This window comes from Actinokineospora auranticolor (genome assembly GCF_041897805.1).
Taxonomy (GTDB): Bacteria; Actinomycetota; Actinomycetes; order Mycobacteriales; family Pseudonocardiaceae; genus Actinokineospora; species Actinokineospora auranticolor.
This window is the reverse complement of record NZ_CP154825.1, coordinates 2060237-2082130: the sequence shown is the minus strand read 5'-3', so window position 1 is coordinate 2082130 and position 21894 is coordinate 2060237. Positions and strand designations below refer to the sequence as shown.

Annotated in this window: 20 protein-coding genes and 2 pseudogenes; 15 read left to right on the top strand and 7 right to left on the bottom strand. The window is 71.0% G+C overall.

Annotation, left to right across the window (positions count from 1 at the left end):
- The first annotated feature begins 179 nt into the window (after positions 1–179).
- The gene (locus V5P93_RS09855) at positions 180–1085 is read left to right on the top strand and encodes a Ppx/GppA phosphatase family protein (protein WP_104482565.1); all 906 of its coding nucleotides are present in this window, start codon (positions 180–182) and stop codon (positions 1083–1085) included.
- A gap of 44 nt (positions 1086–1129) precedes the next feature.
- Complete coding sequence (locus V5P93_RS09850) at positions 1130–1528, top strand: ATP-binding protein (protein ID WP_104482564.1); 399 nt, start codon at positions 1130–1132, stop codon at positions 1526–1528.
- 44 nt (positions 1529–1572) lie between these two features.
- Here V5P93_RS09850 and V5P93_RS09845 read toward each other — a convergent pair whose 3' ends face one another.
- The 5 genes from V5P93_RS09845 to V5P93_RS09825 all read right to left on the bottom strand — a co-directional run bounded on the left by V5P93_RS09845 (position 1573) and on the right by V5P93_RS09825 (position 5951).
- Positions 1573–1917 carry a hypothetical protein gene (locus V5P93_RS09845; protein ID WP_146108312.1) on the bottom strand — a complete coding sequence of 115 codons (345 nt, stop codon included), beginning with the start codon at positions 1915–1917 and terminating at the stop codon, positions 1573–1575.
- 247 nt (positions 1918–2164) lie between these two features.
- Complete coding sequence (locus V5P93_RS09840; RefSeq protein ID WP_104482562.1) at positions 2165–3139, bottom strand: cation diffusion facilitator family transporter; 975 nt, start codon at positions 3137–3139, stop codon at positions 2165–2167.
- Positions 3140–3166: 27 nt separating this feature from the next.
- The gene (locus V5P93_RS09835) at positions 3167–4324 is read right to left on the bottom strand and encodes a kynureninase (protein WP_104482561.1); all 1158 of its coding nucleotides are present in this window, start codon (positions 4322–4324) and stop codon (positions 3167–3169) included.
- The gene (locus tag V5P93_RS09830; RefSeq protein WP_104482560.1) at positions 4321–5127 is read right to left on the bottom strand and encodes a tryptophan 2,3-dioxygenase; all 807 of its coding nucleotides are present in this window, start codon (positions 5125–5127) and stop codon (positions 4321–4323) included. The genes V5P93_RS09835 and V5P93_RS09830 overlap by 4 nt, the downstream gene beginning before the upstream one ends.
- Positions 5124–5951 (bottom strand): PaaX family transcriptional regulator C-terminal domain-containing protein, encoded by an 828-nt coding sequence (locus V5P93_RS09825; RefSeq protein WP_245931677.1) that lies wholly within the window; start codon positions 5949–5951, stop codon positions 5124–5126. The genes V5P93_RS09830 and V5P93_RS09825 overlap by 4 nt, the downstream gene beginning before the upstream one ends.
- A gap of 61 nt (positions 5952–6012) precedes the next feature.
- Here V5P93_RS09825 and V5P93_RS09820 point away from each other — a divergent pair, with 61 nt between their 5' ends.
- The 10 genes from V5P93_RS09820 (at position 6013) to V5P93_RS09775 (ending at position 17069) form a co-directional block, all read left to right on the top strand.
- Positions 6013–6864 carry an LLM class flavin-dependent oxidoreductase gene (locus V5P93_RS09820; protein WP_181043847.1) on the top strand — a complete coding sequence of 284 codons (852 nt, stop codon included), beginning with the start codon at positions 6013–6015 and terminating at the stop codon, positions 6862–6864.
- Positions 6864–8846 carry an FAD-dependent monooxygenase gene (locus V5P93_RS09815; protein WP_104482557.1) on the top strand — a complete coding sequence of 661 codons (1983 nt, stop codon included), beginning with the start codon at positions 6864–6866 and terminating at the stop codon, positions 8844–8846. Before V5P93_RS09820 ends, V5P93_RS09815 begins: the two co-directional genes overlap by 1 nt.
- A complete protein-coding gene (locus V5P93_RS09810) occupies positions 8843–9625 on the top strand; it encodes a creatininase family protein (protein WP_104482556.1) in 783 nt (260 codons plus the stop codon). Before V5P93_RS09815 ends, V5P93_RS09810 begins: the two co-directional genes overlap by 4 nt.
- Positions 9615–11135 (top strand): benzoate-CoA ligase family protein, encoded by a 1521-nt coding sequence (locus tag V5P93_RS09805; protein WP_104482555.1) that lies wholly within the window; start codon positions 9615–9617, stop codon positions 11133–11135. Before V5P93_RS09810 ends, V5P93_RS09805 begins: the two co-directional genes overlap by 11 nt.
- Positions 11132–11818 carry an SDR family NAD(P)-dependent oxidoreductase gene (locus tag V5P93_RS09800; RefSeq protein ID WP_104482554.1) on the top strand — a complete coding sequence of 229 codons (687 nt, stop codon included), beginning with the start codon at positions 11132–11134 and terminating at the stop codon, positions 11816–11818. The genes V5P93_RS09805 and V5P93_RS09800 overlap by 4 nt, the downstream gene beginning before the upstream one ends.
- Before the next feature lie 73 nt (positions 11819–11891).
- Positions 11892–12710, top strand: a complete 819-nt coding sequence (locus tag V5P93_RS09795) for an enoyl-CoA hydratase family protein (protein WP_104482553.1) — start codon at positions 11892–11894, stop codon at positions 12708–12710.
- Positions 12707–13111, top strand: a complete 405-nt coding sequence (locus V5P93_RS09790; protein WP_104482552.1) for a RidA family protein — start codon at positions 12707–12709, stop codon at positions 13109–13111. Before V5P93_RS09795 ends, V5P93_RS09790 begins: the two co-directional genes overlap by 4 nt.
- Entirely contained in the window at positions 13108–14220 is a 1113-nt protein-coding gene (locus tag V5P93_RS09785) for an acyl-CoA dehydrogenase family protein (RefSeq protein WP_104482551.1), read from the top strand. Before V5P93_RS09790 ends, V5P93_RS09785 begins: the two co-directional genes overlap by 4 nt.
- A gap of 30 nt (positions 14221–14250) precedes the next feature.
- Entirely contained in the window at positions 14251–14826 is a 576-nt protein-coding gene (locus tag V5P93_RS09780; RefSeq protein WP_104482550.1) for a DUF4240 domain-containing protein, read from the top strand.
- A 1029-nt stretch (positions 14827–15855) separates the two neighbouring features.
- A protein-coding gene (locus V5P93_RS09775) for an IS3 family transposase (RefSeq protein ID WP_104483686.1) occupies positions 15856–17069 on the top strand; the annotation gives its coding sequence in 2 pieces (ribosomal slippage) (positions 15856–16108 and positions 16108–17069; 1215 coding nt in all).
- A 28-nt stretch (positions 17070–17097) separates the two neighbouring features.
- Here the strand turns inward: V5P93_RS09775 and V5P93_RS09770 are convergent.
- Positions 17098–18090: pseudogene (locus V5P93_RS09770) on the bottom strand (IS481 family transposase); the annotation flags it as partial.
- A 230-nt stretch (positions 18091–18320) separates the two neighbouring features.
- Between V5P93_RS09770 and V5P93_RS09765 the strand changes: the two are divergent.
- Both V5P93_RS09765 and V5P93_RS09760 read left to right on the top strand, forming a co-directional pair.
- On the top strand, positions 18321–18794 hold the full coding sequence (locus V5P93_RS09765) for a cation:proton antiporter regulatory subunit (protein WP_104483613.1): 474 nt from the start codon (positions 18321–18323) through the stop codon (positions 18792–18794).
- A gap of 18 nt (positions 18795–18812) precedes the next feature.
- Entirely contained in the window at positions 18813–19979 is a 1167-nt protein-coding gene (locus tag V5P93_RS09760) for a cation:proton antiporter (RefSeq protein WP_104483610.1), read from the top strand.
- On the opposite strand, the gene V5P93_RS09755 is transcribed toward V5P93_RS09760, so the two are convergent.
- Positions 19976–21136, bottom strand: a complete 1161-nt coding sequence (locus V5P93_RS09755; RefSeq protein WP_104483609.1) for a DUF1015 family protein — start codon at positions 21134–21136, stop codon at positions 19976–19978. The two genes, V5P93_RS09760 and V5P93_RS09755, sit on opposite strands and share 4 nt — an antisense overlap.
- Between V5P93_RS09755 and V5P93_RS09750 the strand changes: the two are divergent.
- Positions 21047–21880: pseudogene (locus tag V5P93_RS09750) on the top strand (NB-ARC domain-containing protein); the annotation flags it as partial. The gene V5P93_RS09755 and the pseudogene V5P93_RS09750 sit on opposite strands and share 90 nt — an antisense overlap.
- Positions 21881–21894 lie beyond the last annotated feature (14 nt).

Sequence of the window (21894 nt, the reverse complement as noted above, 5' to 3'; positions counted from 1 at the left end):
GCACCATCCGGCCGTATACGTCCACTGTGTACAGCCAAGAGTCACCCCAAAGTGCTCTGGCGGGAAAGTGTCCACCAGGCTGAACATTTTTTCGGCAGGATTTGTACAAGACCGCCGGGTTTGCCCGATACACCCAGCGGGTACCAGACATTGCCGAGAGGAAGCACGAGGACGAAGACATGCGCAACGCCGTGGGGGTGCTGGACGTGGGTTGCTTCAGCGCGCACCTCGTCGTCGTCGACGCGGACCGGGGCTCACCCACCGACGCGCTGCTCTCCCGCAAGGTCAGACTCCGCCTCGACCGAGCGTACGACGGCAAAGGCTGTCTGCGGCGGGAGGGCATCGAGCAGGTCGCGGGGGCGGTCGCGACCGTCCGGAGGTACGCGCGCAAGGCGGGGCTCCCCCTGGCCGACATCGTCCCGTTCGCGACGTCGTCGGTGCGCGACGCGGTCAACGCCGACGAGATCGTGCGGCAGGTCGCGCGGCGCACCGGGGTCACGCTGCGCCGGTTCAGCGGCCGCCAGGAGGCGCGGCTGGCCTACCTCGCCGCGCGCCGGTGGTACGGCCGGGCGGCGGGCGCGCTGACGGTGCTCGACGTCGGCGGCGGCACGGTCGAGGTCGCCGTCGGCGAGTCCGACACCCCGTCGGTGGCGCGCTCTTTGCCGTACGGCGCACGGACTCTGACCCGGCTGGGGCTGGCGGTCGGGCACGAGGACGAGGTCGAGGAACTCATCCGCGACGCCCTGGCCCCCGACGACCTGGTCGCGCTGCACGCGGGCCACGCGGTCGGCTGCTCCAAGGTCTTCCAGGGCCTGGCCCGCCTGGCCGACACGAGCTCACTCCAGGTCGAGGACCTCGACCGCTGGATCCCCCGCCTGGCCCGGCTCTCGGCGCGGCGCCGGGCGAAGCTGCCGGGGATCTCGCGGCACCGGGCCGAGCAGTCGCTGGCGGGCGCGGTCGCGGCGCGGGCCCTGATGGTGGCGACCGGCCACGACCGGGTGGAGATCAGCCCGTGGTCGACCAAGGAGGGCCTGCTGCTCACCCTGATGGACCGCAAGCCCACCCCCATCGCCAGCGTCGCCTGACCGGTCATGTTTCACCCCCGCCCGGCGAGGGGTATTCCCAGCGCATGAGCGAGATGTCGGTGGTGGAGGTCTGGGCGGTGACGGTCCCCGCCGAGCCCGGTCACCTGCACCTGGCCCGTCGCGCCCTGCGCGGCTGGCTCACCCGGGTGGGCGTCGCACCCCCCGCCCTCGACGACGCCGTCTGGTCCGCCGACGAGGCGATGAGCAACGCCATCGCGAACGCCAACCAGAGCGGCCCGGAGTCCACCGTCCTGGGGCTCAACGCCCACGTCGACGACGAGGCCGTCGTCATCACCGTCATCGACGAGAGCGGCTGGCGCGTCCCGGCCTCGGGTGTGGTCCTGGCGGGCCGCGGCATGGCCATCGTCCGGGCGTTGGCGGAACAGGTCAACCTCGCCGTCGCGGACGGCCGCACCACCTTCACGGCGTGGTTCCTCCGCTGACCACAGTGGACTGATCAGTGGTTCTGCAACCCTCTACCCACGCCTCAGCGCAGACCATAGGCGAACCCGGGCACCAGATCGCGGAACCGCACCCTCACTTCACCCGCCAAATCCGGCACGACTGCACTTCCACTGGTCAACTCGTCTTCCGCACCAAGCTGGAATGCGCGTTGAAGCGCAACAACCTTCTCGGGCATCTCCGGACCGAACCGCACGCGGAGATCGAAGGCAGCACACGGGATCTGCGGCACGCAGACATAGTGGTGCAGGGGCGAATCCGCCGCCAGAACTCGCACCGCGAACTCGTGCCCTTCACCATCAGTCAACGGCTCCGGTAGGTCCAGCGACCATCGCACCCGCTCGCTCGATTCCGTCTCCGGCTCACCCAACGTCCGCCGTAGAGGACGGAAAACTCGGACACCCTTCCTGTTGTGGCGAAATCCCACCTCCACGCGCCGTCACCGCCAGCAAGTACGCTCCGGGTCTCCAACACCTCCGGCACCGCTCAACGCGGGCCCGATCCGCTCGACAAGGTCGTGTGAGCTCAGTGCGCGCCCCCTTCAGAGCCGGTCACAGAACATGGCCGACGGACTTGGCGGAATGTTCAGCCGAGTCAGGCTGTTCAATCACCTGGGTTCACACCCGGGGTTCCTCCCCGTACCGGGCCAGCACCGCCGCCCGCAGGTCCTCGTCGCTGCGCGGCACCGGTTCGATGAACACCTCGGTCACGTCGTTGAACTTCGCCTGCAACTCCCCCGCCAGCCGCACGCACACCCGCTCCAGCTCGCCCGCCGTGATGGTGTCGTCGAAGTCCACGCGGGCGCAGACCAGGACGCTGTCGGTACCGATGAGCATCGTCTGGAGGTCCACCACCGCGTCCACCTCCCGCGCCGCCGCCAGCGTGTCGCGGATGCCGTAGACGAGGTCCGGTGGGGCTTGGCGGCCGATCAGCAGCGCCGCGTTGGCGCGGCCCAGCAGGAACGCCACGCACGCCAGCAGGACGCCGATGGCCACCGACGCCACGCCGTCCCACACGGCGGCGCCGGTGAGCTGGTGCAGACCCACCCCGGCGAACGCCAGGAGCAGGCCGCACAACGCCGCCGAGTCCTCGTAGAACACCGTGGTGGCGGTCGGGTCGTCGCCGTGGCGGAGTTGGGCCCGGAAGGTGCGGTGCTGGTCCGCCGCGTCCCGCCGGACCTGGCGCAGGGCCTGGGCCCAGGACACCGACTCCAGCGCGAAAGCGCCCGCCAGCACCAGGTACGCGACCAAGGGGGACGTCTGTTCCCCCGCCGCACCGAAGATCGTCGAGAAACCCTCGTACAAGGCGAACATCGAGCCCGACGCGAAGATCGATACCGCGGCCAGCAGCGACCAGAAGTACCGCGCTTTCCCGTATCCGAACGGGTGCGCGCGGTCCGCCGGTTTGCGCGACACGCGCAGCGCGGTCAGCAGCAGGATCTCGGTGAACGTGTCCGCCACCGAGTGCGCCGCCTCCGACAGCATCGCCGCCGAGCCGGTGATCAGGCCCGCGACCAGTTTCAGGATCGCGATCAGCAGGTTCACCGACCCAGCGAGCACCACCGTCAGGGTGCTTCCCTCTTTCTCCGCCACGAAAACGATCGTAGGTGCGCGGACGGCTCAGCGCGCGACCTCGCCCAGCGCCGCCACGGCGTCCAGCAGTTGCGAATCACGCAAATAGGGCGCGGGCCCGAACCGCAGGTAGCTCCCCCGGCTGTCCGACAGCACACCGCGTTCGGCCAGTGCCCGCTGGAACTCCCCGGCCCGTTCGGCGTGAAAGGCGACAAACCCCCCGAACTCCACGCGATCCGCCCGGTCCAGCGTGATCACCGACTCCGGCAGCCCCAACGCGTCGAACGCCTCGACGATCAACCCGGTCTGCAGCAGGGAGATCTCCCGCAGCAGCGGGGCGTCGAGTCCGAGGTCGACGAAGAAGTCCATCACCCTGGCCGCCCGGTAGTGGCTCGTCGGGTCGTACGTCGACCCCGCGAACCGCGTCGCCCCCGGCCCGTACGCCACCAGCGTCGGGTCGCGCTCGTCGGCCAACGCGTCGAACTCGGCGAACCAGCCCGTCACGAGCGGGCGCAGCTCCTGCGCGTGCGGCGGCAGCCGGAGGAAGCAGTTCCCCTCCCCCAACTGCAAGTACTTGTACCCGCCGCCGACGATCCACGCGTCCGACAGCCCCGCCGTGTCGAACGGCACGACCCCCAGCGTGTGGTAGGCGTCGACCAGCAGCTCCACCCCGTGCCGTTCGCACGCCGCGGCCACCGCGGCCAGCCCCGGCACGATCCGCGACGTCTCGAACAGCACCGCCGACACCAGCACGGCCGCTGTCCGGTCGTCCACTTCGGACGCGAGCCGCTCGGCGAGCGTCGCCACCGGCTCGGCGGGCACCCGCACGATCCGCACGAACTCCTCGGCCAACCGACCCAGCTGCCGCCGCAGCGTGTGGAACTCGCCGTCGGTGGTCACCAACTTCGGCCGACCGGTCAAGTCCACAGCGGACAGGAACCGCACCACCAGCTCGTGCGTGTTCGCCCCCAGCGCGATGTCCGCTCCCGGCTCGCCCAGCCACGACGCGAACCCGGCGCGCACCCGGTCGGCCTTCGCGAACGCCCGCGACCACTTCTCGTCCACCGCCAGCGCCGCGTCGTCGAAGGCCGCGATCTGGCCCTCCAGCGCGACGTCCGGCCACGCCTGGTGCGAGTGCCCGGTCAGCAGCAGCCGCGAGCCGACCCCGAACCGCGCGTAGCGCGGCGCCAGCTCCTCCGCCCTCACAGCCTGCTCCGCACGGCCCACAGGTCCGGGAACGCGGCCTCGAACAGCGTCCCCCGCAGGTACGCCGCCCCCGCCGACCCGCCGGTCCCCGGCTTGGCCCCGATCGTCCGCTCGACCATCTTCACGTGCCGGTACCGCCACTCCTGCAACCCTTCGTCGAGGTCGACCAGGTGCTCGGCCACCGTCGACGGCCCCGAGTCGTCCGCGTACACCGCGAGCAGAACCTCTTGCAGTTCGGGCGAAGCCTCGGCGGGCTCTGCCACATCCCGCTTCAGCAGGGAAGCCGGGACCTCGTACCCGTGCGAGACCAGGTACCGCAGGAAGGAGTCGTACAGCGACCGCCGGTCCATCGCCGCCGCGATCCGCGCCCGCTGCTCCCCGCCCTCCGGGTAGTGCGCGAACGCCCGCCGGTCCCGCCGCCCCAGCACCGCTTCCAGCTCGCGGAACTGCGCGGACTGGAACCCGCTGGAGGCGTCCAGCCGGGCGCGGAAACTGGTGAACTGCCGGGGCGTCATGGTTTCCAGCACGTCGATCTGGGCCACGTTCACCTTGAGGATCGTCAGCACCCGGCGCAGCGTGCGGACCGCGTGCGCGGTGTCGCCGCGTTCCAGGACGTTCTGCACCAGGCCGAGTTCGTGCAGCAGCTGCTTGAACCACAGCTCGTAGACCTGGTGGATGACGATGAACAGCAGTTCGTCGTGCTCGTCCGAGCGCGGGTGCTGCGCGGTGAGCACCTCGTCGAGGGACAGGTAGGAGGTGTAGGTCAACGCCGCCTGGGTGTCGGCGGGGTTCGTTTCGCTCACGGCTTCATCGCTTCGTCGAAGTGGTGCTGGGCGGGTGCGGCCAGTACGGGGTAGGCGTCGTGGAACAGGGCGACGGCCGCGGCGCGGTGCGGCGGCGCGGGCACCAGGTCCTCGGGCAGTTCGGGGTCGAGGGTGGCGAACTGCCGGTAGACGTGGATGAGCCGCACCCGTAAGTGGAACGCGGTGCGCGGGTCGTCGACCGGTTCCCTGGCGGGCGCGAACTCCGCCACGAACGCCTCGTACCGGGCCGCCAGCGCGGCCAGGTCCCAGACCCGGCGCGCGAAGTCGGCGAAGTCGCCCGCCCCGGCGGGCGCGCCGAGCAGCACACCGGCGTGCGCGGTCACCCCCAGGTCGGCGAGCAGCGCGTCGACCTCGGCGACCCGGTCGCGCGGCGCCAGCCAGGTGCCGTCCTGCACCGGTCCGAAGCCGAGGAACCGCAGCCTGCGCACCAGCCGGGTGCGGGCGACGCGCTGCTCCTCGGGGATGGCGTGCCAGAGCACGGTCCACTGGCCGCGCGCCGGGTCGACGCCGGTGCCGACGGTGAAGATCCGGCGGTCGCCGTCGACCAGCACGGCGGCCGCGCGGTCGGTGAGCCGGTAGTGCACCATGCGGCCGTCGCGGACGCGTTCCAGCAGGTCGCGCTGGACGAGGCGGGTCAGGGCCACGCGCGCGGCGCCGGGGGTGAAACCGAACTCGACCAGCAGCGAGACCAGCCCGCCGGACCACACCGTGGTGCGGTCGCGGGGACGCAGGTGCGCGCCGAGAATCGTCAGCACGAGGTCCTGGGGTGCGGGGTCGAACACCTCGCCGAGCTTAGTTGACACCTGAGCGAGGTCAACCGTAACGTTTTTCCGCAGTGACCCCGGCCACAAGGGTGTGACGCTGGTGCGGATCGGAATCGGACTCCCCAACACGGTCCCCGGGTGCGACGGCTCCGCCCTGCTCGACTGGGCGCGGCTGGCCGACGCGGGCCCGTTCGACGCGGTCGCCGTGCTGGACCGGCTGCGCTACGACTCGATCGAGCCGTTCGCCGCCCTCGCCGCGGCCGCGGCGGTGACCAGCCGGGTACGGCTGGCCACGATGATCGCCATCGGCCCGCTGCGGACCCCGGCCGCGCTGGCCAAGCAGGCCCTGTCCGTGCAGGCGCTCTCCGGCGGCAGGCTCACCCTCGGCCTGGGCATCGGCGCGCGGCTCGACGACTACGCCGCCGCCGAGGTCGACCACCGCACCCGGGGCGCCGCGCTGTCGCGGCAGCTGGCGTACTTGCGCGGTCCGGTCGCGGAGTCCGGTGTCGGCCCGGCGGCCCCGTTCGGCGCCCCCGGCATCCCGCTGCTGGTCGGCGGCACCAGCGGCTCGGCCCTGGCCCGCATGGCCCGCTACGGCGACGGCTACGCGCACGGCGGCGGCCCGCCCCGCGCGTTCGCGTCGGCGGCGGCGAAGGCGCGCGCGGCCTGGCAGGACCTGGGTCGCGCGGGTGAGCCGCTGCTGTGGGGGCAGGCGTACCTGGCGATCGGCGACCCGGACGCGGGCCGGGACTACCTGCGCGACTACTACGCCTTCACCGGCCCGTTCGCCGACAAGATCGCGGCGGGCGCCCTGACGTCGGTGCGCGCGGTCCGGGACGTCATCCGCGGGTACGCCGAAGCGGGCTGCGACGAGCTGGTCCTCTTCCCGACCAGCGCCGACGCGGGCGACCTCAACCGGATCGCCGAGGTCGTCGACGGGGGGTCCGCCTGATGGAGGTGTCGATCGCGGGCGCCGGGCCCGCCGGGCTGTACCTGGCGATCCTGCTGCGTAAGGCGGGCCACGACGTCGTGGTGCACGAGCGCAACGCCCCGGACGCCACCTTCGGCTGGGGCGTGGTGTTCTCCGAGGAGACCATGGGCGCGCTGCGCGACGCCGACCCCCGCACCCACCTGGAGATCACCGACTCGTTCGCCCGCTGGTCCACGATCGACATCCGCTACCGGGGCGAGGTGCTGCGCTCGACCGGCCACTCGTTCACCGCGATCTCCCGTCGCCACCTTCTGGGCATCCTCCAGCGCCGCGCCGCCGAACTGGGCGCAGACCTGCGGTTCCACAGCGAGGTCGACGAGCCACCGGAGGCCGACCTGCGGGTCGCGGCCGACGGCGCGAACAGCCGGGTGCGGTCGGCGCGCTTCAAGGCGAAGGTGGTGCCGCAGGGCGGGAAGTACGTGTGGTTCGGCACCGACCTGGTGCTGGACTCGTTCACCTTCGCGTTCCGGCCGACGGAGTTCGGCCTGTTCCAGGCGCACGCGTACCCGTTCGACGAGCACACCAGCACGTGGATCGTGGAGTGCGCGGAGCCGGTGTGGCGGCGGGCCGGGCTGGCCGAGATGTCCGAAGAGGACAGCATCGCGTTCTGCGAGCGCCTGTTCGCCGACGACCTGGCCGGGCACCGGCTGCGGTCGAACCGGTCGCTGTGGCTGGACTTCCCGCTGGTGCGGTGCCCGAGTTGGCACCGGGGGAACCTGGTGCTGCTCGGCGACGCCGCGCACACCGCGCACTTCTCCATCGGCTCCGGCACGAAACTGGCGATGGAGGACTCGATCGCCTTGGCCGCCGCGCTGGACCGGCACGGCACCGACCTGGCCGCGGCGCTGACCGACTACGAACTGGAGCGGCAACCGGTCGTCGACCGGTTCCAGCAGGCGGCGGGCGACAGCGCGGCGTACTTCGGCCGGACCGGGCACTACACGGGGTTCGAGCCGGTCCAGTTCGCGTTCAACCTCCTCACCCGCAGCGGCCGGATCACCCACGGCACGCTCGCCCAGCGCGACCCGGCGCTGGTGCGGTCGGTCGACGCGTGGTTCGCCGGGCGCGGGCCGGACGCGGTCGCGCCGCCGCCGCTGTTCGCGCCGCTGCTGGGGCTGCCGAACCGGCTGGCCGCCGAAGTGTCCGATGTGGACTCCGCAGTCGCGCGCGCGGAGGCGGGGATCGGGCTGGTGCTGGGCGAACCGGTCGCGGTCACGCCCGAGGGCAGGCTCACCCCGGACACGCCGCTGTTCGAGGAAGCCGCGTGGCGGGCGTATGCGGAGAAGGTGCGCGAGGCGGGCGCCCGGCTGGGTCTGCGGCTGACGCACGCGGGCGCGCGCGGCACGCAGGGACCGCTCGTCGCGGCTTCGCCCGTTCCCTACGGTCCGTTCGCGCCCGTCCCGACCGAGCTGACCGACCTCGACGGGGTCCTCCGGGCCTTCGCCGACACCGCCGCGCGCGCCGCCGGGACCGGCATTGACCTGCTGGAACTCGATATCGCCGACGGGCACCTGCTGGCAGGGTTCCGTTCCCCGCTGACCAACCGCCGGTCCGACGAGTGGGCCAAGCCGCACGCCTTCCCCTTGGCCGTGTTCGACGCCGTCCGGGCCGCGTGGCCAGGCACGCTGTCGGCGCGGTTGACCGTCACCGACTGGTCCCCCAAGGGCGCCACGATCGAGGACGGCACCGCCTTCGCGCGACTGCTGCGCGAGCACGGCGTGGACCTGGTGCACATCCGCGCGGGCCACACGCGCCCGGACTTCCACCCCGAGTACCGACGTGGCTACCTGACCACGCTGTCGGACCGCGTGCGCAACGGAGCGGGCGTGCGCACCATGGTCGGCGGCTACCTGACGACGCTCGACGAGGTGAACACCGTGGTCGCGGCGGGTCGGGCCGACCTGTGCCTGCTCGCCGACCCGCGTCCCGGGGCGAAGCCGTGACCCGGTTCGCCGACCTCACCTCGCCCCAGGTCGCGGCCCTGCGGGACGGCCCGCGCACGCCGGTCCTGCTGCTCCCGGTCGGCGCGATCGAACCGCACGGCCCGCACGCGCCGCTGGACACCGACCCGATCATCTCGGCGGGCATGTGCGCCCGGGCCGCCGCGCGGCTGGCCGACGATCCCGAGGTCCACGTGCTGGTTCTGCCCGCCTTGCCTTACGGCGTAACGGATTTCGCGGCGGGCTTCCCCGGGGCGATCAGCGTGGGCGCGGAGACCGTGCACAACGTCGTCGTCGAGATCTGCCTTTCCCTCGACGCACAAGGGTTCCCGGACGTCGTCGTGGTCAACAACCACTTCGAACCCGCGCACGTCCGGACACTGCGCCGCGCGGTCGACACGCTCGCCGAGCGCGGTGTCCGCACGGGATACCTGGACCTGCTGCGCCGCGCGGCCGTCGCGCGGCTGACCGCGGAGTTCCGGTCGGGCTCCTGCCACGCGGGCCGCTACGAAACCTCGCTGGTCCTCGCCGAGCGGCCCGACCTCGTCGACACCGCGGCCATGTCCGCGCTGCCCGCCGTCCCCGTCGACCTGCCCGCCGAGATGGGCGCGGGACGTCGGGACTTCCTCGCGATGGGCATGTCCCAGGCCTACTGCGGGGCACCCGCCGAGGCCACCGCCGACGAGGGTACGGACACGTTCACGCAGCTCACCGCGCTGCTGGTCGAGGCGATCCGCGACCAAGCCGCGCACCGGCGAGAGAGGAGAGAAGGTGCACCGTGACCGCGGGGCGTACAACCTCGCCACCCGCTTCCTCGACCAAGACCCCGACCGCACAGCCCTGCTCGGCCCGACCGGCCCCTTGACCTACGGCGAACTCACCGCGCTGACCAACCGCATCGGCAACGTCCTGCTCGACGTCGGCGTGCGACCGGGCGACCGGGTGCTGCTGGCCCTGGCCGACGGCGTGGAGTTCGTGGCCGCCTGGTTCGCGGCGCAGAAGATCGGCGCGGTGACGGCCGAGACGTACACGTTCTTGACGGTCAAGGACTACGCCTACTACCTCAACTACACCGACGCCACCGCGGTCATCGCCGACTCGATCACCCTCGACCGGCTCCGCGAGGCGGGCGCGCGGGACCGCGCCCGGCTCGTCGTCGGCCCCGCCGACCTGCGCGACGGCGAGCACGACCTGGACGCCCTGGCCGCCGCCGCTTCGTCCTCTTTGGACTCGGCGCCGGTCGGCCCGGACGACGTGGTGCTGTGGAAGTTCACGACCGGCAGCACCGGTGCGCCAAAAGCCTGCCCGCACACCGCGCGCAGCCCCCTGGCGGGCTTCGACGGGTACGCGCGCGGGGTCCTGGGGCTCGGGCCGGACGACGTCGTGCTGCCGGTGCCGAAGCTGTTCTTCGGCTACGCCCGGGACCTCGCCGCGCTGTACCCGTTCGGCGTCGGCGGTGCCGGGATCGTGTTCCCGGAGCGCACGACGCCGGAGCGGGTGTTCGCGCTGATCGCCGAACACCGGCCGACAGTGCTGGTGAACGTGCCGACGATGATGGCGGCGATGGTCGCCCACCCCCTCGCGGACGACCAGGACCTGAGCTGCCTGCGACTGTGCACGTCGGCGGGCGAGGCGCTACCCCCGGAGTTGCACCGCAAGTGGCACAACACTTTCGGTGTCGAGGTGGTCGACGGGATCGGGTCGTCGGAGCTGTACCACATCTACATCTCCAACCGCCCGGGCTCGACCCGCACGGGCAGCATCGGTTCCCTGGTACCCGGCTACACCGCGCGCGTCGTCGACCCGGACGGCCAAGACGTGCCGGACGGTGAGATCGGCACGTTGGAGGTCACGGGGTCGACGGCCGCGCTGGAGTACGTCGGCGACGCGGAGAAGTCCGCCACCACGTTCCTCGGTGATGGGACCGTCCACACGGGAGACCTGGTGAGCCGCGACCCGGATGGCACCTTCCGGTACCGGGGGCGGGCGGACGACCTGCTGAAGGTGAGCGGGATCTGGGTGGCGCCGAGCGAGATCGAGCACTGCCTGATCGGCCACCCGGATGTGGTCGAGTGCGCGGTGCTGGGGCGCGAGCGGGACGGCTTGGTGCGGCCGTACGCGTTCGTGGTGGTGTCCGCCCCCGGGATCGACCCCGACGACCTGCGCCGATACGTGCGCGAGCGACTGTCCCCACACAAGACACCGGAGCGCGTCGTCTTCGTCGACGAACTTCCACGCACCACCAACGGAAAACTCGATCGCCGAGCCCTCCGCACCCTGGACGCGTCATGAGGCGGGTTGTGGTGACCGGCGGCACGCGCGGCATCGGCGCCGCGATCGCGGCCCGTTTCCACGCGGCGGGTGACGAGGTGGTCGCCCTGGGCCGAGCCGACTGCGACGTGACCGACGAGTCCGCCGTGGTCGACCTGTTCGCGGGCTTGGGACCTGTCGACGTCCTGGTGAACAACGCGGGCATGGCCGCGAGCGCACCCCTGGCCCGGACAACCGTCGACCAATGGCAGGACCACCACAACGTCAACGCCTTGGGCGCCTTCCTCTGCACCCGCGCCGTGATCCCCAGCATGCTGGAACGCAACATGGGCCGGGTCGTCACGGTCGCCTCCACAGCGGGCCGCGTCGGCTCGCGCTACACCTCCGCCTACACCGCCGCCAAACACAGCGCCGTCGGTCTGATGCGCGCGGTCGCGGCCGAGGTGGCGGGCACCGGCGTGACCTCGAACGCCGTGTGCCCGACCTTCGTGCGCACGGACCTGACGGCGGAGTCGATCCGCGCCATAGTCGACCGCACCGGCCGCACCCCGGAGGAGGCCGAGTCCGCGCTGGCCTCCGCGTCCCCGCTGGGCAGACTCCTGGAACCGGACGAGGTGGCCTTCGCGGTGCTGTTCCTCGCCGCACCCGAAGCGGGCGCGGTAAATGGTCAAACGCTCGTGCTGGACGGCGGTGGTTCGCCGTGACCGGCGCGGTTCACCGGCTCCGGCGGCGCTCGACGGGCCGCCGGAGCCACCAGTTCGGGAGAGGGGACGGGAGTTGAGTCCGTTTCGGGCGTCCGCCGGGTTCACCTCGGCGTGGGAGCACTTCGGCGTCACCGTCGCCGACGGGGTCGCGACGGTGACGCTGGACCGGCCGGAGAAGCTGAACGCGTTGACCTTCGAGGTCTACGCCGACCTGCGCGACCTGGTCGCCGAGTTGCCGCACCGGGGCGACGCGAAGGTGCTGGTGCTGCGCGGCACCGGGCGCGGCTTCTGCTCCGGCGGCGACGTCGAGGAGATCATCGGGGCGCTGCGCGCGATGAAACCGGTGGAGTTGCTGGAGTTCACCCGGCTGACCGGCGCGGTCGTCAAGGCGCTGCGGGAGTGCCCGCTGCCGGTCGTCGCGTCGGTCAACGGGGTGGCGGCCGGGGCGGGCGCGGTGCTGGCCCTGGCGTCGGACTTCCGGCTGCTGGACCAGAAGGCGTCCTTCGCGTTCCTGTTCACCCGCGTCGGCTTGGCCGGGGCGGACATGGGGTCGGCGTACCTGCTGCCCCGGCTCATCGGGCTGGGGCGGGCGACCGAACTGCTCATCCTCGGCGACAAGGTCGACGCGAAGCGCGCCGAGTGGCTGGGGTTGGGCACCACCGTCGACGACCTGCCCGCCGCCACCGAGGCACTGGCCCGGCGGCTGGCCGACGGCCCGGCGCTGGCCTACTCGACGACGAAGGTGCTGCTGACCCGCGAGCAGGACATGGACCTGGGCGCGTCGATCGAACTCGAGGCCATCACCCAGGCGCTGCTGATGAAGTCCGACGACCACGCCGAGTTCTACGACGCGTGGAAAGCGGGGGTCTCCCCGGTTTGGCGGGGGAAATGACCCCGCACCGGATCGTCACCGCACCCGACCTCGCGCCGCCGGTCGGGTTCGCGCACGCCGTCGTCGCCGCACCGGGGCGGACCGTGCACCTCGGCGGCCAAACGGCGCAGGACCCGACCGGCGCGATCGTCGGGGAGACGATGGCCGAGCAGTTCGACCGGGCGGCGGGAAACGTCGTCTCGACACTGACCGCGGCCGGGTCGGAGGCGCCCCACCTGGTGTCCGTGATCATCTACGTCACGAGTGTGGCCGCGTACAAGGCTGCCCTGCCGGAACTGGGCCCGTTGTGGCGCAAGCACTTCGGAAAGCACTACCCGGCCGTCGCGCTGCTGGGCGTGGCGGAGTTGTTCGACACCGAGGCGATGATCGAGTTGGTGGCCACGGCGGTGATCCCGACATGAACCTCCCCACCGAGTACCAGGAACTACGGCAACACGCCGAACACCTCGCCAAAGGTCCACTAGCGACCCGAGCACACCAGGGCGAGCCCGGTCGACTGAACCGCGACCTGCTCCGCTCCCTGGCGACCCACGGCCTCCTCGCCCACCTGTTCCCCGCCGACGGAACCACGACGAAAGCGCTTGTCCTGTGCGTGATCCGGGAAGCCCTGGCCCGGCACTGCACCGAGGCGGAGACCGCGTTCGCCCTCCAGGGCCTCGGCGCGTACCCCATCCTGCTGGCGGGCACCGATCCGGTCCGGACCCGGTGGCTCCCGCGGATCGCCCGGGGCGAGGCCGCCGTGGGCTTCGCCCTCACCGAACCGGAAGCGGGCTCGGACGCCGCCCGCCTGCGCCTGCGCGCCGACCGCGACGGCGACGGCTTCCGGCTGACCGGCGAGAAGACCTACATCTCCCACGCCCCCGAAGCCGATGTCTACTCGGTTTTCGCCCGCACGACCGACAACGGCGCCAAGGGCATCACCGCGTTCGCCGTCCCCCGCGACTCCCCCGGCCTCGACGGCGACCACATCGACCTGCTCGCACCCCACCCGATCGGCCGCTTGCGCTTCGACGCCGTGCGCGTCGACCCCGACCAGGTCCTCGGCGAGGTCGACGGCGGCTGGTCCGTCGCGATGCGCACCCTCGACATGTTCCGCCCCAGCGTCGGCGCCTTCGCCGTCGGCATGGCCCAGGCCGCGTTGGACGCAGCCGTCGCCCACGCCGCCCAGCGCCAGGCCTTCGGCCGCGCCCTGTCTGCGTTCCAGGGCGTGTCCCACCAACTGGCCGACGTCGCGACCCGCCTGCACGCCGCCCGCCTCATGGTCCACGACGCGGCGTGCGCCTACGACGAGCGCCCCGGCGAAACCGGCCACCTCTCCGCCATGGCCAAGCTCTTCGCCACCGAAACCGCCCAGGTGGCCGTCGACTTGGCCGTGCAGGTCCACGGCGCCCGAGCCCTGGAACGCGGACACCTGCTGGAGCACCTCTACCGGGAAGTACGCGCCCCGCGCATCTACGAAGGCGCCTCGGAGATCCAGCGGGAGATCATCGCCCGCAACCTGTTCCGCTGAACTGTCACCCCGGCCTGCCATGATCGGTACATGACCGACGAGGCGTTCTGGCAACTGATAGGCCGAACGGCGGAACAACCCGGCGACCGCGACGAGCGCACGGAGTGGCTCACGGAGGAGCTGACCCGCCTCCCCGTCCCCCAGATCATCGACTTCGCCCAACGCCTCGCCACCGTCCACCACAAAGCCGACACCTGGACCATGCGCGCCGCCGCCAGACTCATCCACGACGGCTGGTGCTCGGACGACAGCTTCTGGTCCTTCCAGCTGTGGCTGCTGACCCTGGGCCGCGACACGTTCGAGAGGGCGGTGGACGACCCGGACACGTTGGCGGAGGTGGAAAGCATCCGCGTCCTCGCGGCCAAACCGATGAAGGAATGGGCAGACCGCGACTGGCCGGAGTGGGAGAGCCTGGACTACGCGGCCCACGAGGCCCACCAAGAGGCCACCGGCCAGGAGTGCGGCCTGGAGTCCCTGGACCTCCCCACGGCCCCAAACCCCCAAGACGCCCCGTGGGACCTGGCCGACCCAGCCCAACTACAGGCCCGCCTCCCCCACCTTTCCACCCTCTTCGCCCACTCCCAAACCTCCCTACGCGGCGACTAAGCCCCGCACCCCCACCGCACAACCGCTCTCCCACCGCATCGCACCAGCGCTCCACCCGCTCACCAACGACCTCACGGCCCTCACCGCATGCCGGGCGCCCCTTCCCTCTCCCCAGCATTCCCTCTCCCCAACCACCTCTCTCCCCAGCCACCCCCAGAAGCCGCAGCAGAGTCCTAGCCCCCACCCAACCCAACACGGCCCTACCGAACCCGCCCCATAACCACCGCAGGATCCCAACCCCAACCCAACACAACACGGCAGTACCGGACCCACCCCAAGACCGCGCAGAATCCCAGCCCCCACCGAACGCGACGCGCCCCCGTCATACGCCTTGATTGGGTGGACTTGCTTTGCGTGGGGGGACGAGCCTGCCAAGCTCTCCCGCGGGTGGGGTGGGCTTGCCCCTCCCCACCGCTCTTCCTCACCGCAGGTTCGTAGGGGCCCCGCGCAAAGCAAGTTCACTCAATCAAGGCCGCCCATCTTTCCGCGAACAGCCGGACAAACCCAACGCGCCCAGCCCACCCACGCCCAGCAGCCCACCGCAGGCCCCGCAGAGCAAGTTCACCCGATCAAGGCCACACAGCTCCCCGCGAACAGCCAGACCGATCACCCCAGCCACCGCCCCAAGCAGCACCCCGCACCGCGAACGAGCACGGACCGGAAGATCAGCGCCCAGACTCCGCCAACCACCGCTCATGGAGCAACCTCAGAACACGAACCGCCTCATCCGGCTCGATATTGCTGGCCGCGTACTCACCGCCGTCCTCAATCTCATACTCGCCATACCAGGCTGGATCGTCAAAGTCACCGAACTCCAGCGAGCACGTACTCCACCGACACCGAAAGTAGAACTCCTCCCCCGATGGAGCACGCCCCTCAAGCTGGAACGGCGCCCCAGGCGAGGTCAGCTCCAACTCCCACCCCTCACCACGCAGCTCAGCCAACACCCGCTGCCTAGCTGTAGTGAGGTGCTTCGAAGTTTCCGGACAGTGGACCAAGTAGAATTGGGTTCTCTGGAAGGAGACGGTTTTGGCGGGATCAAGGAGGAGTTTCTCTCGGGAGTATCGGGAGGAAGCGGCGAAGTTGGTGATCGAGACCGGGCGTCCGATCGCTCAGGTGGCGAAGGAACTTGGTGTCGGTGAGGTGAGTCTAGGGAAGTGGGTCAAGGATTATCGGGCGGCGCAGGGCGGCGACGAGTCGCCGTTGGATGTGTCGGAGCGGGCGAGGCTGCGTGAGTTGGAGCGGGAAGCGCGTGATCTGCGGTTGGAGAACGAGTTCCTGAAAAAAGCTGCCGCGTACTTTGCCAAGGATCATCGGTGAGCGACCGGTTCGAGTTCATCGACGCACAGCACGCTGCCGCAGATAAGGACGTGGACGTCTCGACATCGTTGCCGGTGACACGGATGTGCCGGATTCTCGATGTCTCCCGATCGGGGTTCTACGAATGGAGGACTCGCCCGATGTCGGGCACCGCGGCGCGGCGGGGTGAGCTGTCACGGTTGGTTGTCGGGTTTTTCGAGGCGTCCGACGGCACGTACGGGTATCGGCGGATCCACGCCGATCTCGTCGCCCAGGGCGTGGAGTGCGGGCCGGAGTTGGTGCGTCAGGTCATGCGTGAGCTGGGGCTGCGTCCGTGTCAGCCCCGGCCGTGGCGGTTCGTCCTCACCGCCGGCGACGGCCAGGTCCATGACGTCCCCGACCTCGTCCGCCGCGATTTCACCGCCGCCGAACCCGGTCGAAAAGCGGTGGGTGACATCACCTATATTCCGACGGATGAGGGATGGCTCTACCTCGCGACCGTGATCGACTGTCACACCAAGGCGGTCACCGGGTGGGCGATGGACGACAACTACAAGACACCGTTGATCGAGACGGCCATCCATCGCGCCGTTCGGAACGGCCATCTCACCGACAACGCGATATTCCACTCCGATCGCGGCAGCAACTACACCTCCGCCACCTTCGCCGCCACTCTCGCGTCCCTACACATCCGACAGTCCGTGGGCCGCACCGGTATCTGCTACGACAACGCACCGGCGGAATCGTTCTTCGCCACTCTCAAGAACGAACTCGTTCACCGCACCCGATACCCGACCCGCGAACACGCCCGCCGAGACATTGCCCGCTATATCGAACTCCGCTACAATTCGCGACGGAGACACTCCGCACTCGGATACCGCACGCCACGAGAAGTGCACCACGCATACCACGCTCGAAAGTCAGCGATACCGACCGTTGTTTAGCCGCTGTCCGGAGACTTCGAGGCACCCCATAGTGCCCTGAGAGGTTAGGAACGCGGGTGGCGGGTGGCTGGCCTGCGAGTGCGGTGTGTCCGCGGTGGTGATTGTAGAGATGCAGCCAGCGCGGCAACGCCTCACGGCGTTCGGTTTCGCTGAGATAGGGGCGGGCGTAGGCCCATTCGTCGAGCAGGGTGCGATTGAACCGCTCTACTTTTCCGTTGGTCTGGGGTCGGTGTGGGCGTGTGCGTTTGTGGGTGATTCCGGCTGCGGTGAGGGTGTCGCGCCAAAGCCGGGATCGGTAGCAGGATCCGTTGTCGGTGAGCACTCGCGTGACAGTGATCCCGTTGGTGTTGAAGAAGGTCTGGGCCCGTGACCAGAACGCGGCCGCGGTCTCCTTGGTCTCGTCGGCGAGGATCTCGGTGTAGGCAAGTCGGCTGTGGTCGTCGACGGCGTTGTGCAGGAAGCTGTAGCCCAGATTCGGGCGGCCGTGGGTGGTGCGGGGGCGGGTGGTGTCGCGGTGGGCGGAGCTGTTGCGCGTGCCGATTGTCCGTCCGTGGATTTTGTGGCCGCCGCCGTCGGGGATGTTGCCCAGCTTCTTGATGTCGACGTGTACGAGGTCGCCGGGGGCGGCGTGCTCGTAGCGGCGGATCGGTGCTCCGGTGGCCCGGTCCAGGTGCCGCAGCCGGGCCAGGTTGTAGCGGCGCAGGACCCGGTGCACGGTTGAGGGGTTCAGCTCCAGCAGGAACGCGATCCGGGCGGGTCCCCACCGCCGATCCAGCCGAACCTTGATGATCCGGCGTTCCTGGCGGGCGCAGGTGCGAGCAGGGCTGGTGTGCGGGCGTGACGAGCGGTCGGCCATGCCCGCGGCACCTTCGGCGCGGTAGCGCCCGGCCCAGCGTTTCGCGGTGCTCACCGAGACCTGGAACCGCTCCGCGGCCCGCCGCAGCGGCCACCCGTCGTCCACGACACACCGGGCCAGGCGCAGCCTGCCCAGCTCGGTCAGTGGTGCGTTAGCGTGAGGAATGGAGGGCCTCCTGGGTAGCCGGTGCAGATGTCGCAATCCACACCGAACCCGGAGGCCCTCCCTCATTTCAAGATCATCCGATCACGTGTCGGACCGTTCGCAACGTCTCGGGTCAGTACACCTAGCCGCGACGAACCCGGCGACCCCCGCGTCGTCCTCCATGGCGACCTCCAACGCCCACGCTAACCCGGCCGGGACAACCGGACACTTCGCCTTGTTACCGTGGTGTGGTGAACGTCGAGGTGACTCCACTACCGGGCATAGGGACCCGGCAGGACTTCCTGGCCAAGTCCGGCCGCCGGATAGGGGTGGTGAACCACCGCGACGGGCACTTCGAGCTGATCGTGTCCAAGCGGGACGACCCCGATTCCTGCGTGGCGTCCATCCCGCTGACCGTCGAGGAGTCCGCCGCGCTGGCGAATTTACTGGGCGCGCCCAACCTCGTCGCCCAGCTCCAGGAGCAGGCGGCCGGGGTGCACACCCGGCAGCTGCCGGTGGTGCCGGGGTCGCCGTTCGACGGGCGGACCCTGGGTGACACGGCCCTGCGCACCCGGACCGGGGTGTCGGTGGTCGCGGTCGTGCGGGCGGGGTCGATCCACCCGTCACCGCGGCCGGACTTCGCCCTCGGTGGGGGCGACATGCTCATCACGGTCGGTACCCCCGACGGCCTCGCGCGGGCTTCGGACGTGCTCGACCGCGGCTGATCGACGGGAAAACGTCTTTTGCACGGTTCCGCCATCTCCCTCATCGAGCTGGGCGCTGTCTTCTTCGGCCTCGGCCTGCTCGGCCGTCTCGCGTGGCGCATCGGGCTGTCCCCGATCCCGCTGTACCTGATCGGCGGCTTGGCCTTCGGCGCGGGTGGGCTGGTCCCGCTGGAGGGCATCGAGGGGTTCACCGAGCTCGCGGGCGAGATCGGGGTGGTGCTCCTGCTGCTGCTCCTGGGCCTGGAGTACTCCGCCGCCGAACTCGTCACCGGCCTGCGCCGTTCGTGGGTCGCGGGCCTGGTCGACATCGTCCTCAACGCGCTGCCCGGGGCGGCCGTCGCGCTGGTGCTCGGCTGGGGGCCGATCGGCGCGCTGGCGATGGCGGGCGTCACCTACATCTCGTCGTCGGGCATCGTCGCGAAGGTGCTCGGCGACCTGGGCAGGCTGGGCAACCGGGAAACCCCGGTGGTCCTGTCGATCCTGGTGTTCGAGGACCTCGCGATGGCCGTCTACCTGCCGATCCTCACCGGCCTGCTGGGCGGGGCGACGCTCGCGGGCGGGCTGACCGCGGTCGGCGTGTCGCTGATCGCGATCACGGTCGTGCTGGTCATCGCGCTGAAGTTCGGCCGGTACGTATCGATGCTCGTCGACAGCCCGGAACCCGAGGTCTTCCTGCTGCGCGTGCTCGGCGCGGCGCTGCTGGTCGCGGGCGTGGCGTCGCAGCTGCAGGTCTCCGCCGCGGTCGGCGCGTTCCTGCTGGGCATCGCCATCTCCGGGTCGACGGCGGAGAACGCCACCAAGCTGCTGGAGCCGCTGCGCGACCTGTTCGCCGCGGTGTTCTTCGTGGTGTTCGGCCTCAACACCGACCCGCGCTCCATCCCGCCCGTGCTCGGCTACGCCGTCGCGCTGGCCGTGGTCACCACGGTGACCAAGATCGCCACCGGCTGGTTCGCCGCGTCCCGGCAGGGCATCGCGAGGATGGGCCGGGCCCGCGCGGGCGCGGCGCTGGTCGCGCGCGGCGAGTTCTCCATCGTCATCGCGGGCCTGGCGGTCAGCGCGGGTGTGGTGGACGAGCGGCTCGCCGCGTTGGCCACCGCGTACGTGCTGCTGATGGCCATCCTCGGCCCGGTCGCCGCCCGCGTAGTGGAGCCGGTGGCGCGGTCGTTGAGCCGTACTCCCGCTTAGAGATCGGCGAGCAAGAGACCACTACGGGGCTTTGGCGTGAAATAGGTGCTCTTACGCGGCATACGCCCACCGGCCGCGTGCACGGCGAGAACGTCGGACAGCGGCACCGGTGCGAGCATGAGCAGCGCGTCGAAATCCGGCCCCGGGTCGCGACCGTCGGGCAACGGGCGCACCTTCGGGCTCTCCGGATCGATGCCCAGCGCGTCACGCAGCAGCAGCGTCTCGACAACACCGTGGTCGATCGCCCGCGACGACGCGAGGTGCACGACCAGGGTCTTGGTCGGCGTGCGCACCAGGACGGTGCCCGGTGCGGACGGCGGGGTCCCGGGCTCGTCGACCTCGCGGACGTCCAGCCCCCGCGCGCGCCAGGCGTCGGCCATGGCCGTGGCGTCGAGGCCGGTGCCGGTGAGGACCCGGTGGAAGGCACCGATGCGCAGCCCGGGCCCGGCCGTGACCAGCGCGAGCATGCCGCTCAACTCGGCCGCCGCCGCCGCGGCGACCCGGTGGTTCCCATCCGCGATCAACAGCGGCTGCGCGCCGACCACGGTCATCACCGCGTCCCGGATGGGACCGGGCCCCAGCAGCCAGAGCTGGTGACGGCGCCCACCCGTGTCCACCGTCGCCGCGACGGGCGGCCCGGCGGCGGCGATGGCCTGCTCGACGGTCGCGGTGAGGACGTCCCCTTCGGACACCGGGACGAGCAGGGCGGCGCTGGTGAGGCAGCCGAGCCCGGTGAGCACCATGGCGCGCTCGGCCACCACCTCGGGGTAGACCTGTTCGCTGTGCCGCACCCACGACTCGCCGTCCGCCCCGACCGCGGCCGGGTCGACCAGGCACAAGACCCCCGTCGCGGACCCGTCGGGCCCATCGACCCTATAGGGCGCCACGACGTCGGTGACCGGCCTATAGGCGGTCCGCTCAAGCCCCCGCAACGTCCGCCGAGCCTCGGGCAGAGCGTCCAACAACCCCTTCCCGGCCGCCAACGCCGCAGGCGTCCGATGCGGGTGCTGCACAGCGAGCAAAGTCCCCTCGGCCGCCCCAGGCCGCGCCAACGCCCCCACAACCCGATGCGCGTCGGCGAACTCGTCGACGTCCGGCCCGGGCACCTCGCTCCGGACCACCCACCCCCGCCTGATCGGCCGGATCCACTCGCTCATGGAGGTCATCCTGCCCCCTGGGTGATCACCGGGCACGCACAAGCGGATACCGGACGGCGGGAGCACCCGGTACCGTCGATGTCCCGAGTCGGCGGGGGTGCGCGATGGCGGACCAGCAGGACGGCACGCGCAACACCGTCATCTCGGCCACGAACGTCGTCCAAGCACACGATCCACGGCGATATCCACCTCCCACCGCACCGCCCGGTGCCACGCCAGCTGCCACCGGTACCGCGCGGCTTCGTCGGACGGGTCGCGCACCTGGCCACCCTCGACTCGGCGGCCGCGCCGATCTCGGTGATCAGCGGGACCGGGGGAATCGGCAAGACCTGGCTCGCCCTGACCTGGGCACACCACAACGCGCACCGATTCCCCGACGGCCACCTGTTCGTCGACCTCCGCGGCTTCAGCCCGACCGGCCGACCGGCGCGCCCCACCGACGTGCTCGCCGGTTTCCTCGACGCGCTGGGCGTCGACCGCCCGCCCACCGACCAGGACCGCCGCACCGAGCTGTACCGCAGCCTGGTCGCGGACAAGCGGGTGCTGGTGGTGCTGGACAACGCCGCCACGGCGGACCAGGTCACCCCGTTGCTCCCCGGCGGTGGCCGGTGCGCCGTGCTGGTCACCAGCCGCGACCCCCTCCACGACCTCGTCGCCCGCCACGGCGCCCAGCCGGTGCGCTTGGACGTCCTCACCGACGCCGAGGCCCACCACCTGCTCACCACCGCCCTCGGCCCCTCCGACGAGCGCGCCGTGGC